General features: G+C 71.2%; 13 protein-coding genes. 6 read left to right on the top strand and 7 right to left on the bottom strand.

The window, feature by feature from the left end; all coding sequences use genetic code 11:
• Positions 1 to 82: 82 nt before the first annotated feature.
• Both MFF24_RS20170 and MFF24_RS20165 read right to left on the bottom strand, forming a co-directional pair.
• A complete protein-coding gene (locus tag MFF24_RS20170) occupies positions 83 to 259 on the bottom strand; it encodes a DUF1328 domain-containing protein (RefSeq protein ID WP_012456035.1) in 177 nt (58 codons plus the stop codon).
• Positions 260 to 554: 295 nt separating this feature from the next.
• The gene (locus MFF24_RS20165; protein ID WP_238226753.1) at positions 555 to 2,651 is read right to left on the bottom strand and encodes a sensor domain-containing protein; all 2,097 of its coding nucleotides are present in this window, start codon (positions 2,649 to 2,651) and stop codon (positions 555 to 557) included.
• Positions 2,652 to 2,938: 287 nt separating this feature from the next.
• Here MFF24_RS20165 and MFF24_RS20160 point away from each other — a divergent pair, with 287 nt between their 5' ends.
• Positions 2,939 to 3,856, top strand: a complete 918-nt coding sequence (locus tag MFF24_RS20160) for an alpha/beta fold hydrolase (protein WP_238226751.1) — start codon at positions 2,939 to 2,941, stop codon at positions 3,854 to 3,856.
• A 108-nt stretch (positions 3,857 to 3,964) separates the two neighbouring features.
• On the opposite strand, the gene MFF24_RS20155 is transcribed toward MFF24_RS20160, so the two are convergent.
• From MFF24_RS20155 to purD, 3 genes are all read right to left on the bottom strand, one after another.
• Positions 3,965 to 4,666, bottom strand: a complete 702-nt coding sequence (locus MFF24_RS20155) for an SDR family NAD(P)-dependent oxidoreductase (protein ID WP_238226749.1) — start codon at positions 4,664 to 4,666, stop codon at positions 3,965 to 3,967.
• A 72-nt stretch (positions 4,667 to 4,738) separates the two neighbouring features.
• Entirely contained in the window at positions 4,739 to 5,182 is a 444-nt protein-coding gene (locus MFF24_RS20150) for a nucleoside deaminase (RefSeq protein WP_108941596.1), read from the bottom strand.
• Positions 5,182 to 6,489, bottom strand: a complete 1,308-nt coding sequence (purD, locus tag MFF24_RS20145) for a phosphoribosylamine--glycine ligase (RefSeq protein ID WP_238226747.1) — start codon at positions 6,487 to 6,489, stop codon at positions 5,182 to 5,184. Before purD ends, MFF24_RS20150 begins: the two co-directional genes overlap by 1 nt.
• A gap of 94 nt (positions 6,490 to 6,583) precedes the next feature.
• Between purD and MFF24_RS20140 the strand changes: the two genes are divergently transcribed.
• The 5 genes from MFF24_RS20140 (at position 6,584) to MFF24_RS20120 (ending at position 10,968) form a co-directional block, all read left to right on the top strand.
• Positions 6,584 to 7,327, top strand: a complete 744-nt coding sequence (locus tag MFF24_RS20140; RefSeq protein WP_133091164.1) for a hypothetical protein — start codon at positions 6,584 to 6,586, stop codon at positions 7,325 to 7,327.
• 179 nt (positions 7,328 to 7,506) lie between these two features.
• Positions 7,507 to 7,722 (top strand): hypothetical protein, encoded by a 216-nt coding sequence (locus tag MFF24_RS20135; RefSeq protein WP_108941599.1) that lies wholly within the window; start codon positions 7,507 to 7,509, stop codon positions 7,720 to 7,722.
• A gap of 137 nt (positions 7,723 to 7,859) precedes the next feature.
• The gene (gene xseA, locus MFF24_RS20130) at positions 7,860 to 9,419 is read left to right on the top strand and encodes an exodeoxyribonuclease VII large subunit (RefSeq protein ID WP_238226745.1); all 1,560 of its coding nucleotides are present in this window, start codon (positions 7,860 to 7,862) and stop codon (positions 9,417 to 9,419) included.
• A gap of 214 nt (positions 9,420 to 9,633) precedes the next feature.
• Positions 9,634 to 9,861 carry a DUF4170 domain-containing protein gene (locus tag MFF24_RS20125; RefSeq protein WP_063987092.1) on the top strand — a complete coding sequence of 76 codons (228 nt, stop codon included), beginning with the start codon at positions 9,634 to 9,636 and terminating at the stop codon, positions 9,859 to 9,861.
• 162 nt (positions 9,862 to 10,023) lie between these two features.
• Positions 10,024 to 10,968, top strand: coding sequence for a ribose-phosphate pyrophosphokinase (locus MFF24_RS20120; protein WP_108941602.1), 945 nt, complete (start codon positions 10,024 to 10,026; stop codon positions 10,966 to 10,968).
• Between the two features lie 11 nt (positions 10,969 to 10,979).
• Here MFF24_RS20120 and MFF24_RS20115 read toward each other — a convergent pair whose 3' ends face one another.
• Complete coding sequence (locus tag MFF24_RS20115) at positions 10,980 to 11,636, bottom strand: response regulator (RefSeq protein WP_108941603.1); 657 nt, start codon at positions 11,634 to 11,636, stop codon at positions 10,980 to 10,982.
• On the bottom strand, positions 11,633 to 13,063 hold the full coding sequence (locus tag MFF24_RS20110; protein WP_238226743.1) for a sensor histidine kinase: 1,431 nt from the start codon (positions 13,061 to 13,063) through the stop codon (positions 11,633 to 11,635). The genes MFF24_RS20115 and MFF24_RS20110 overlap by 4 nt, the downstream gene beginning before the upstream one ends.
• Positions 13,064 to 13,088: the final 25 nt, after the last annotated feature.

The following is a 13,088-nucleotide window of genomic DNA, read 5'->3' as shown; positions in this document are numbered from 1 at the left end:
CTTATCAGAGCGTGGGTCCGCGCAAAAGGAAAAGGCGGCCCGCGAGGGCCGCCCTTTCATCGAACCGCGCGGTTCAGGTCGGTCACAACCGCGGCGAGCGACCGCGCACGGCGCCCATCACCGCCGAGATCAGGAACAGCGCGATCGCGACGAAGAACACGATCTTGGCCGCCTCCATGGCGGTGCCGGCGATGCCGCCGAAGCCGAGCAGAGCGGCGATCAGAGCGACGACGAGAAAGGTTACAGCCCAACCGATCATGGTATCCTCCTGACGTCCGTCTTGGACGGTGTCTTGTAAGTCTGTCCTGGCTTGGAGAATTGCCAAGCTACCGGATTCGTTCCGTCGATGGCGCTGAAAACGGTTGCCGGGCCGAAGCGTTCCGGGCAGCGGCGGGATCCCGCTTTCATCCACCCCTTGGGGAGCAACGGCGGCTGCGGAGCCTCTGTTCCGGCCGCTGAGCTGGGACCGGACGCGCCCGCGCGCCCGGAGGATCTTCCGGGCGGGAGGACGGGGCGATCGAAGGGAGGCTCGAGGAGATTTTGCCGGGAGCGCCTCAGGCCGCCAGCGTCCGTTGGGGTTGCCCCTGGGCCGCGGAACCGGCCTCGAGCAGGCTGGCGATCTCGTGGACCGGCCGGGGCGGGCTGAACAGATAGCCCTGCACCTCCTGCGCCCCCTCCGCGCGGATGGTGGCGAGTTGCGGCTCGGTCTCGACCCCTTCGACCAGCGTCGTGATGCCGAGGCTCGCCCCCAGGCTGACGATGGCGCGGATGATCGCGCCGGCATCCGACTGTCCGGCGCAGTCGCGCACGAAGGAGCGGTCGATCTTGATCTTGTCGAAGGGGAAGCGGCGCAGGTAGCTAATCGAGGAATAACCGGTGCCGAAATCGTCCATGGAGATGCGCACCCCGAGCTTGCGCAGGGTGTGGAGCGTTTCGAGGTTTGCCTCGGTGTCGTCGAGCAGCACGCTCTCGGTGATTTCCAGTTCCAGACGATTCGCCCGGAGGCCGCTGCCCGCGAGCGCGCCGAGCACGCTCTGGACGAAGCCGCGGTGGCGCAGTTGCAGCGGCGAGACGTTGACCGCCACGCTGACCGCATCGGGCCAGGCGGCGGCATCCCGGCAGGCCTGGTGCAGCACCCACTCGCCGATCGGCACGATCAGACCGCTCTCCTCGGCGAGTGGGATGAACACCGCCGGGCTCACGAGCCCGCGCTCGGGATGGCGCCAGCGGACCAGCGCCTCCATGCCGGTGATGCGATTGTCGGACAGGTCCACGAGCGGCTGATAGTGCAGTTCGAAGCGGTTCTGCTGGAGTGCCTCGCGCAGTTCGCGCTCGAGGCCGAGCCGCTCGCGCAGGGTCTCGTCCATCTGCGGCTCGAACCGGCGGACGGTGCCGCGCCCCTCGGTCTTCGCCTCGTAGAGGGCGAGGTCGGCCTCCTTGAGGAGGCGCTCGATGTCATGCGGGACGCCCTCCTCCGCCAGGGCGATGCCGGCGCTCATCCCGATCTCGACGGTGATCCCGTCGAGGGTGTAGGGCGCGGCGACGGTCTCGATCAGGCGCTCGGCCAGGGCCGCGGCCCCGGCCGCATCCTCGACGCGGGAGAGTACCGCGAACTCGTCGCCCCCGAGCCGGGCCACCACGTCGTGGCTGCGCACCTGCCCCCGCAGCCGCTCGGCCACCGCCCGCAGCAGGGCATCGCCCACCGCGTGGCCGAAGCTGTCGTTGACCGGCTTGAACCGGTCGAGGTCGAGGCAGAGGACGGCGAGCGGCGCCGCCGCCTCGGCGCGCAGAGCCTCGATCCACTCGGTGCCGATCTCGCGCAGGCGGGTGCGGTTGGGCAGATCGGTGAGGCCGTCGTGGCGGGCCATGTGGATGATGCGCGCCTCGTTGCGCCGCCGCTCGGTGATGTCCTCGAAGGTCGCGACCCAGCCGCCGCCCTCGGCCATGGGGCGGTGGGTCACGGCGATGACCCGCCCGTCGGCGAGTTCGCGCAGCACCGATTTCGATCCGTCTCCGGAGAGCGACGTGCGGGTGCTCTCGCTGATCGCATCGATCGTGGCGCCGCGCTTGTAGCGCCCGAGCGCCACCAACATCTCGATGATGGCGCGCTGGCCCATGCCGACATGGACCGCATCCTCCGACAGGCCGAAGATTTCCAGGTAGCGCCGGTTCCACACGAGGAGCCGCTGCCCCGCATCGAACAGGCACAGCCCGTGCGTCATGTTCTCCAGGGCCGCGTCGAAGCGCCGGTTCTGCTCGCTGAGCTGGGCATGGGCCTCGACCAGGGCGCGCCGGGTCCGGTGCTGTTCGGTGACGTCGCTGCCGACGCCCCGATAACCGAGGAAGTCGCCCTCGGGCGAGAAAAGCGGGCGACCGCTGATCTCGAACCAACGCGGCGTGCCGTCGGGATGGCGATAGACGTAGGTCAGTTCACGGAAGGGGCGGCGCGCGGCGATCGTCTCGCGATAAGGCGCAAGGTTCGCCTCCTCACCGGCCAGGGTCTCGCGCGCCCGCCCGATCAGACTCTCCGGCGGGCGGCCCAGCAGACGCTCGGCGCCCGGAGAGATGTAACTGAATCTGTCCTCGGCATCGGTAGCCCAGAGCCAGTCGAACGCGATCCGCGCCAGTTCTTCAAGATCGTTCAGAGGCATAGCATCACCCTAGGCAGACGGGATTTTGAGGCCAGAATGTAAATATTTCCTCATGCCTATGACTTGGCCATCATGCCCAATTAACGATCCAATCCTGTCAATCGAAGTGCAAACCCAAGTGCAGGGAAGGCTGAAGGCCACCGCCTGAATTGCACAGATCCGATCTGTTTCTTCTAGGTTGCAAAATTCCGAACATGGAATCCTGAGCGATCCAGCGATCGAGAGGCACCGGAGCTTTCGCCGCGCCGGACCGTTATCCGCATCCTGGATGCGGCTGAGGTTGATGGATGGCCGAGGGCGACGACCTTTTTCCCGGCTTCGAGCCGCTCTGGATCGAGGGGCCGGCCGGCCGCTGGTTCGGCCGGGCCAAGGGCCCGCAGGACGCGCCGCCGCTCCTCCTGCTGCACGGCTTCCCGCAGAGCCACGCGATGTGGCACCGGCTGGCGCCGGCACTCGCCGAGACGCACCGGGTGATCGCCCTCGACCTGAAGGGCTACGGCTGGTCGGCCGCCCCCGCCTCTGGCGGCGGGGAGAACGCCTACGCCAAGCGGCGGCTCGGGGCGGAGATCGTCGCTGTGATGGAGCGGCTCGGTCATGTCCGCTTCGCTCTGGCCGGCCACGATCGCGGCGCCCGCGTCGCCTACCGGCTGGCGCTGGACGAACCCGGCCGGATCGAGCGGCTGGCGATCCTCGACATCGTGCCGACCGAGGTGCAGTGGACCCGCATCGAGGCGAAGCCCGGCGCGAACCCGCACTGGTCGTTTCTGTCGCGCCCGGCCCCGGAGCCGGAGGAGGCGATCCGCTGCGACCCGGACGCCTATTTCGAGGGGCTGCTGCGCGACTGGAGCGCGAGCCGCGACCTCGCCGCCTTCGACGCCCGCGCGCTCACGCTCTACCGGCAGGCCTGGAACGTGCCCGAGCGCATCCACGCGATGTGCGAGGATTACCGGGCGGGCGGCGCCGACGGGCCGGACCGCGCCGCCGACCGCGACGACCTCGCCGCGGGCCGCACCTTATCGATGCCGGTGCTGGTGCTCGCCAGCGACGCCTATCTCAACCGGGATAAGCCGGAGACCGCCCTGGCAGCCTGGCAGCGGACTTTTGCCCCCGCAGCGCAGGGCGTGACCATCGCCTCCGGCCACTTCATGGCCGAGGAGGCGCCGGAGCCGACCCTGCGGGCGTTGCAGGGCTTTCTGGCAGAGTAAATCTCATCCCAAATCCGGTTGATCCCTTCGGGATGGCGGATTTGGACTTCGCTCAAGCGCCGCGCGGGCTGCTGACACGGTCTCCGCTCTGATCAAGCGGAGACCGTGTCAGAAATTCTCGACCCAGGGCCGCAGGGCGATCTCGTCGGTCCAGGCGCTGCGGTCCTGGCGCAGGAGGGCGAGGTAGCTCTTGGCGATGGCGTCGGGATCGAGGGTCGCGTCGGGGCGCCCCTCCGGATCGGGGCGGGCGTCGGAGCGGATCGCGCCGTCGATCACGACATGGGCGACGTGGATGCCCAGGGGCTGAAGCTCGCGGGCGAGGCTTTGCGCGAGGCCGCGCAGGGCGAACTTGCCCATGGCGAAGGGGGCGGAGCCGGCAAAACCCTTCACGCTCGCCGAGGCACCGGTGAACAGGATCGCGCCGTGGCGGTGGGGCAGCATCCGCCGGGCGGCGGCCTGGGCCACGAGGAAGCCGCCATAGGCCGAGACCGCGAGCGCGCGGGCGACCGCCTCCGGATCGAGATCGACGCTGGCCCCACGCAGCCGGCCGCTGGCGTTGTAGACCACCACGTCCGGCGCGCCGCCGAGCGCCGGTTCGAGCCGGGGAAACAGGGCCTCGACCCCGCCGGGATCGGTGGCGTCGCAGGCGTGCACCACCGCCCCCGTCTCCGCGGCGAGGCGGCTCAGCTTCTCAACGTTGCGCGCGGCGAGCCCGACCTTCAGCCCTTCCGCCGCGAACAGGCGCGCCAGGGATGCGCTCAAGCCGGAACCGGCCCCGACGATCAGGGCGCGCTGGTAGGTCGGGACCATGGGAGGGGGCTCCGTGCGGGGTCGCGGGATGGGGGGCGAACGCACGGCGCGCCGCCGCGGTTCGCCTCCCACTCACCCCCGTCTTTGCGAAAAGAAATCCCTGAGCAGGCCCGCCGCCTCGCCCTCGCGAAAGCCGGAATAGACTTCCGGGGCGTGGTGGCAGGTCGGCTGGTTGAACACGCGGGGCCCGTGCTCGACGCCGCCGCCCTTAGGATCGGAGGCGGCGTAGTAGAGGCGGCGGATGCGGGCGAAGGCGATCGCGCCCGCGCACATCGGGCAGGGCTCCAGGGTGACGTAGAGGTCGCAGCCGGTGAGGCGCTCATCGCGCAACGCGGCGCAGGCCGCGCGGATCGCCAGGATCTCGGCATGGGCCGTAGGGTCGGACAGCGCCCGCGGCCGGTTGCCCGCAACCGCCAAGACCGCGCCGTCACGCACCACCACCGCGCCGACCGGCACCTCGCCGAGCGCCGCGGCCTCGCGGGCCGCAGTGAAGGCGAGGTCGAGGAAATCGGGCATCAGTCGCCGGAGGCGGCCGCGTCGTGAGCCGCCTCCCTGGCGACCTCCCGGCCGCCGATGTCAGTCCGATAAAAACCGTCCGGCCAGTCGATCCGCCGCACCGCCGCGTAGGCGCGCTCCTGCGCTTCCCCCACGCTGGCGCCGAGCGCCGTGACCGCGAGCACCCGGCCGCCATCGGCCAGCAGCCGGTCGCCGTCGCGGCGGGTGCCGGCCTGGAACACCAGTACCCCCTCATCGAGGGCCGCCTCGGCGCCGCGGATCTCGGTGCCGCGGGTCACCGCGCCGGGATAGCCCTGCGCCGCCATCACCACTGTGAGCGCCGCGCGGGAGGCATCGAAGCCGATCGAGACGCCGGAGAGATCGCCCTTGGCCGCCGCCAGCAGCGCCGGCACGAGATCACCCGACAGGCGCGGCATCAGCACCTGCGCCTCCGGGTCGCCGAAGCGGGTGTTGTACTCGATGAGCTTGGGGCCCTCCGCCGTCAGCATCAGCCCGGCATAGAGGATGCCGGAGAACGGCGTGCCGCGGGCGGCCATGCCAGCCAGCGTCGGCGCGATGATCCGGGTCATCACCGTCTGCGCGATCTCCGGCGTGACGATGGAGGCGGGGGAATAGGCGCCCATGCCGCCGGTATTGGGGCCGCGGTCGCCGTCATGAACCCGCTTGTGATCCTGCGCCGTCCCGATCGGAACGGCGCGGGTCCCGTCGCAGAGTGCGAAGAAGCTCGCCTCCTCGCCGAACAGGCACTCCTCGATCACGAGCGCGCCCCCCTCGCTGCCGTCGAGGATCGCCCGCACGGCCGCCTCGGCCTCGGGCAGGGTCTCGGCCACGGTCACGCCCTTGCCGGCGGCGAGACCGTCGGCCTTGACCACGATCGGCGCGCCGCGCGCGCGCAGGTAGGCCAAAGCCGGATCGAGATCGGTGAAGCGGGCGAAGGCGGCGGTCGGGATGTCGTGCTCGGCGCACAGATCCTTGGTGAAGCCCTTCGAGCCTTCGAGCTGCGCCGCGGCCTTGGTCGGCCCGAAGGCGGGGATGCCGGCGGCCTGGAGGTCATCGACGAGCCCGGCGACCAGCGGCGCTTCCGGCCCCACCACCACCAGCCCGACCTTTTCCGCCCGGCAGAAGGCGACCACCGCCGCGTGATCGGAGACCGCGAGATCCGGCCGGTTCTCGCCGTGCCGGGCGGTGCCCGGATTGCCCGGCGCGACGAACAGCTTCGCGCAGAGCGGCGATTTCGCGATGGCCCAGGCCAGCGCGTGCTCGCGCCCGCCGGAGCCGATGAGCAGGATGGAGAAGGGCTCGGTCATGACGAGACCCTATCCAAAAAATTTCGGGCCGGGGAAAGGGCGTTTCGCGTTTGCCCCGGCCACACATCCGGCAACGCGAGGGAGAACCCGCCGCATGGCGCCGCCAGACCCGCATCGAGACCATCCTCAACGACCGGGCCGGAGACGGCGCCGGCTCGGCCTGGAAGGCGTCAGCACCCTCGTGCAGACGCTGGCGATCCTCGGGGCAGGGGCCTGGGGCGTATACACCTTCGTCTACGAGGCGCGGATCAAGCCGGGGCTCGCCCCGCCCTCGGTCTCGGTGAAGACCGATCTCGTCCGGGTCGGCGAGCGCGGCGACCGGGTGGCGATCCGCTCGACCGTGACCCGCACCAATGTCGGCCAAGCGGGCGTGCGCGTGCTCGGGCTCACCTACACCGTGATCGGCCTGCGCACCCGCTTCTCCGAGCCGGATCGCGAGGCGGCGGAGACGACCGCGCGGGAGGCCGCCTTCCGCGCCGCGCTCTCCGGCTCGGCGAGCGTCGAGTCCGCCCGCGACTACGTGCGCGAGAGCGGCGCGCCGATCCTGCGCCAGGGCGTGCTGTTCTCCGGGGCGACCGCGCTGCCGAGCGAACCCTCCGAGCTCAACCCGGGCGAATCCGTCTCCCGCGACGTCATCGTCTACGCCGACCGCAAAGCGTTCGACGCCGTGCGCTTCGAGGTGCGGCTCGCCTACGCCAAGGAGGACGACCCGCCGGTGCGCCTGCGCTTCGAGACCGGAACGGACGGGGTGCTCGCCACCGTCCCGGCCGAGCCCTGTCCCGCACCGAAATGCCCGCTGCGGACGACGGATTTCGCCACCGAGTTCTCGCTGTGGTGAGCGGACCTTTGCGGCCTTCCGTCCGACCCCATCCGAGATCGTCCGAGGGTCCGTTACGAGACGCCCGCCGCGCTGTCCTCTCCGGAGGGGGAACGGCCGGTGACCGGGAGTCTTGCGCGGCACTCTTATCCCGCGCGCCGGACGGAACGGTTCGCCGGGCTCACCTGTTGATGAGGGCCATGCCGATCTGTCGCCACTCGATCGCCTCCCCCGCCCGCCCGCCCCGCGCGCACGCGGTCGTTCGACTCTCGGACTACGTGGTCCAGCGCCGCTCGGCGCCGCGAGCCGCCAACGACAACCGCCGCTCGCGGCTGGCGCCGGTCTGGCCCTGGGCCATGGCGGCCGCGGCCGCGCCCGCCGTCACGGCGGCGCTGATCCTTTCGCGACTGATCTGAGCCTCGGGTCTTCTTCCCCGAGCGTTTCTGCCGGAGACGAGCGGCAGCGTCCCTGGCGCCACACTCGCGCGCCCTCCCCAGCCGATCCGCCCAGCGGCCTTTACCTCGACCGGCCGGTTCCCGTAGCGTCCGGCCCCATGCCGCTCGTGCCCCCGCCACGTCCTGCGACCTCTGCCGCCGCCGTGCCGCCGCCGGGGGAGCCGGCGCCCTCGGCTTTGCTCCAGGCCAACACCCCCGAATGGTCGGTCGGCGACCTCGCCGCCGCCCTCAAGCGCACCCTTGAAGATGCATTTGGGCATGTGCGCCTGCGCGGCGAGATCTCGGGCTATCGCGGGCCGCACGGCTCGGGCCACGCCTATTTCTCGCTCAAGGACGGCTCGGCGAAGATCGATGCGGTGGTGTGGAAGGGCGTGCTCGGGCGCCTGCGCCAGAAGCCCAAGGAGGGGCTCGAGGTCGTCGCCACCGGCAAGATCACGACGTTTGCCGGGAAATCCTCGTACCAGATCGTCATCGATTCGATGGAGCCCGCCGGCATCGGCGCCTGGATGGCGCTGCTGGAGGAACGCAAGCGCCAGCTCGCGGCGGAGGGCCTGTTCGAGGCGGACCGGAAGCGGCCGATCCCGTTCCTGCCGCGGGTGATCGGCGTCGTCACCTCGCCGACCGGCGCGGTGATCCGCGACATCCTGCACCGGTTGGAGGACCGCTTTCCGCGCCCCGTACTGGTCTGGCCGGTGCGGGTGCAGGGGGAGGGGGCGGCCGAGGAAATCGCCGCGGCGATCCGGGGCTTCAACGCGCTGACGCCCGACGGCCCGATCCCGCGGCCGGACGTGCTGATCGTCGCCCGCGGCGGCGGCTCGATCGAGGATCTCTGGGCCTTCAACGAGGAGGCGGTGGTGCGCGCCGCCGCCGAGTCCGGTATTCCCCTGATCTCGGCGGTCGGCCACGAGACCGACACGACGCTGATCGACTTCGCCTCCGACCGCCGCGCCCCAACGCCCACGGGCGCGGCCGAGATGGCCGTGCCGGTGCGCGCCGAACTTCTGGCCCAGATCCACGACCTCGGCGCCCGGCAGGCCGGCACGATGCTACGGCGGGTCGAGCGCGAGCGGGCGGATTTCCGCGCCCTGGTGCGGGCGATCCCCGGTGCCGACGCCTTTCTCGCCGCCAAGCGCCAGCGCCTCGACCTCGCCGACGCGCGGCTGCGGCCCGCGCTCGCCGCCAATGCCCGCGATTCCCGCGAGCGCCTGAACCGCCTCGCCGACCGGCTGACCCGGCGCTCGCCGGCGATCGCCTTGGCCGAGGCGCGGGCGCGGCTCGCCGGCATCGACCACCGCCCGCGCACCGCCATATCCCGCATCATCGAGCGCCGCCGCGACCGGCTCGGGGCGCAGGCCGGCCTGCTCGGGGCGCTCAGCTACAAGGCGGTGCTCGCCCGCGGCTACGCGCTGGTGCGCGACGCCGACGGCCTGCCGGTGCGCTCGCGCGAGGCCGCCGCCACGGCCGTCCGGCTTCAGCTCCAGTTCGCCGACGGGGCGGTTTTCGCGCGGCCCGAGGATGCTCCGGCCGCTCCCCTGGCCGATGCCCCGCCCTCGCCGCCGCGCGCGAAGCGTGCGCCGCGCCGGATCGCGGCCGAGCCGGCTCCCAAGCCCAAGGAGACGGCGCCCGAGCCCGCCGCGCGGCAAGGCTCGCTGTTCTGAGCGGCGGCTCGATGGTGTCCCTTCTTTTCGAAATGCCGCGCAGCGGCCTCGAACGATAAAGGGGGGGAAGGATGAGACCGGCTTTCTCGCCCCGCCCCCGCGTCGCCCCCACCTTGCGCGGCGAGCACCTTGACCGACCCCGCCGCCTCTGCGACCGAGCGGCACGGCTCCTGCCTCACCGGCGGCGGGCCTCGGCATCCGGCAGGAGAGGCGCGTGACCACGACGATCGACTCGGACCAGAAGCTCCACCTCGTGTTCGGCGGCGAGCTGGAGGACGTCTCGGGCGTACGCTTCCGGGACATCAAGGATCTCGACATCGTCGGCATCTTCCCCGACTACGCCTCGGCCCAGACCGCGTGGCGCGCCAAGGCGCAGGCCACCGTCGACAGCGCCCAGACCCGCTACTTCATCGTTCACCTGCACCGACTGCTCGAACCGTGATCAGGGCAGAGCGGGGCTGCGGCATGAAGCCCATGAAGCCATTGTGACGCGCCGGCCCCGCTGATATGAGCCGCGCGGCCGGATGCAGATGCGGTCCCGGACGTGATTGGGTTCGCGCGCGTCCCGCGAGTGACTTGAAGAGTGAGCCGAGAGACGCCCGGCATGACGTCGTCCATCAAGATCATCGCCGGCAACGCGAGCCGCCCGCTCGCGGAAGCGATCGCCAGCTACCTCGAATTGCCGCTCGCCAACTGCATGGTCCGGCGCTTCGCCGACATGGAGATCTTCGTCGAGCTGCAGGAGAACGTCCGCGGCGAGGACGTGTTCATCGTCCAATCGACCTCGTTCCCCGCCAACGACCACCTGATGGAACTGCTGATCATGATCGACGCCGCGCGTCGGTCCTCGGCGCGGCGCATCACGGCGGTGATCCCCTATTTCGGCTATGCCCGGCAGGACCGGCGCACCTCGGGCCGCACGCCGATCTCGGCCAAGCTCGTGGCCAACCTCATCACCGAGGCCGGCGCCGACCGCGTCCTGACGCTCGACCTCCATGCCGGTCAGATCCAGGGCTTCTTCGACATTCCCACCGACAACCTGTTCGCCGCACCCGTGATGGTGCGCGACATCAAGGAGCGGCTGGCTCCCGGCGAGCGCATGGTGGTTTCGCCGGATGTGGGCGGCGTGGTGCGCGCCCGCGCGCTGGCCAAGCGCATCGACGCCTCGCTCGCCATCGTCGACAAGCGCCGCGAGCGGGCGGGCGAGTCCGAGGTGATGAACATCATCGGCGACGTCGAGGGCCAGTCCTGCATCCTCGTCGACGACATCGTCGATTCCGGCGGCACCCTGGTGAACGCCGCCGAGGCCCTGCTGAACGCCGGCGCCAAGGAGGTTTCGGCCTACATCACGCACGGTGTGCTGTCGGGCGGCGCGGTCTCGCGCATCGCCGCCTCGCGGATGAAGGAACTCGTCATCACCGACTCGATCCTGCCGACGCAAGCCGTGAAGCTCGCCCGCAACATCCGGGTGATCTCGATCGCGCCGCTGCTCGGCGAGGCGATCGGGCGCACGGCCACCGAATCGAGCGTGTCGAGCCTGTTCACCTGAGCCGCGTCGGTTCAAGCGTCCGGACAGGTTCTGCGCATCATCAGCCCGGCTGAGATCGACAGCCAGACCAGGTCGGCATCGGTCTGGATGCGCAGCTTCGCCTTGATGCTCGAATGGTAGTTCTGAACCGTCTTCGGGCTCAGCGAGAGGGCGTCGGCGATGGCCTCGGTCGTCTTCCCCGATGCGATCAGGCCTAGGATCTCTACCTCGCGCGGTCCGAGATCCTCGATCGGTGAGCGGCGGCCGGAGAGGCGCTCGGCGGCGATCTCGCGGGCGATGTCCTCGCTGACGGCCTGCCCGCCGCGCATCACGGTCCCCATGGCGGCAACGAGTTCGTGGGGCGGGCTGCTCTTTGTGACGTAGCCGCAGGCCCCGGCCTCGAACGCCTTGAGGGCGAACGGCGTGCCCTGATGCATCGAGAAGACGAGGATGCGCGCCGCCCGGTCGTAGGCGCGGATGCGCCGGATCGCCTCCAGGCCGCTGGCACCGGGCAGGCTGAGATCGAGGATGACGATGTCGGGCTTCAGCCGGCGATAGTCGCGGTAGGCGGCGGCCGCGCTCTCGGCCTCGGCGATGACCCGGTAACCCGGCTGGCGCTCCAGAAGCTTGCGGTAGCCCGCCCGCACCACGGGGTGGTCGTCGACGAGCAGGATGGTGGTGCCGCTCACGCGAAGCGGGCCCCGGCCGGCTCAGGGCCGAAGGGGATGATGGCGGCGATCCGCACGCCGATCCCGCCCGCCGGACGCTCGATCGACAGCGAGCCACCGAGCGCCGCGACCCGCTCGCGGATGCCGATGAGGCCGTAGCCGGCCCTCGCCTCCAGCCGCTCGGGCGCGCCGCCGCCATCGTCCTCGACGGACAGGGCGAGGCCGCGGACCGGATCATCGCCCTCGACCCGCAAGCGCACCTCGCTCGGGCGGCCGTGGCGCGCGGCGTTGGTCAGGCATTCCTGGGCGATACGGTAGAGGTTCAACCCCGCCTGTGCCGGCACGTGGCTCAGGCTGCCGACGATGTCGAGGCGGAAGGCGGGGATCGTCTCGGGCACTGCCCCGGCGGGGCGGGCGGCGGCGAGTGCCGCCCCGTGGGCGTTCCAGGTCGCGATCAGATGGCCGAGGGAGCGCTCCAGCCCGACCGCGTCGAGATCCGGCGGCCGCAGGCGGGCGAGCGTGCTGCGCAGGGTGCCCATCATCCGCTCGGTGATGCCGGAGATCGCGCGAGCGTCCTCGGCGATGTCGGGGCGCTCGACCTCCGTGCCGGCGGCGATGGCGGCGGCGAGCGCGGACGCCGCTGTGAGACATTGGCCGAACTCGTCGTGCAGGTCGCGCGCCAGCGTGCGGCGCTCCTCCTCCTGCACTTGGAACAATCGCCGGGTCAGCGCCGCGCGCTGGGCCGTGGTCTCGGCCAGGCGCTGCGTCAGATCGTTGACGGCCCGAGCGATCAGCGCGAATTCCCGCGCCCGAAAGGCGGGCAGGCGCAGATCGTACGCGCCCCCTTCCATGTTGCGCAGGCAGCGCACGATCCGCTCGGCGGGCATCAGGGCGTGGCCGATCACCAGAGTCGCGAGCAGCCCGATGCCCGCCGCCATCGCGGCGGCGACGCCGACGACCACGCTGACGACGCGCCACGCCTGCCGCGCGGCGGCTCCGTGATCGGCCACCGCGATCACCTGCCCCGCATCGCGGCGGTGGAGCGTCACCGTGCGGGTCACCGGGCGGCTCGGACCGAACAGGGCGGAATAGGCGGCATCGAACCAAGCGGGCGGCGCTGCGCCCATTCCCGACCACCCGCCGCAGAGCCGGCGCGGCGCCTCGTCGGTCCAGGCGAGACTCACGCAGTAGCCGGGCGCGATGACCCTGAGGGTCTCGGAGCTGCGCCAGTCGGGGAAGGCATATTTGGCGTCCCGACCCGAACTGCCCCGCCACGTCAGCTCGCGCCACGCCAGTTCGCGCGCCTCGCGCACCACGCGGTCGGCGGACGCCACGGCTTCCGCTCGGATCGTCCGGTTCACGTCCCACATCACCCAGGCGGAGGCCGCGGCGAGGCAGAGCGCCACCACGGCGACCACGCGCAGGATCAGTCCCGTCAACAGGCGCATGGCCGCCTCCTTCACCCTCGATGAG

Source organism: Methylorubrum aminovorans (genome assembly GCF_022179725.1).
GTDB classification, from domain to species: Bacteria; Pseudomonadota; Alphaproteobacteria; order Rhizobiales; family Beijerinckiaceae; genus Methylobacterium; species Methylobacterium aminovorans.
This window is presented reverse-complemented; position numbering and strand designations above follow the sequence as displayed.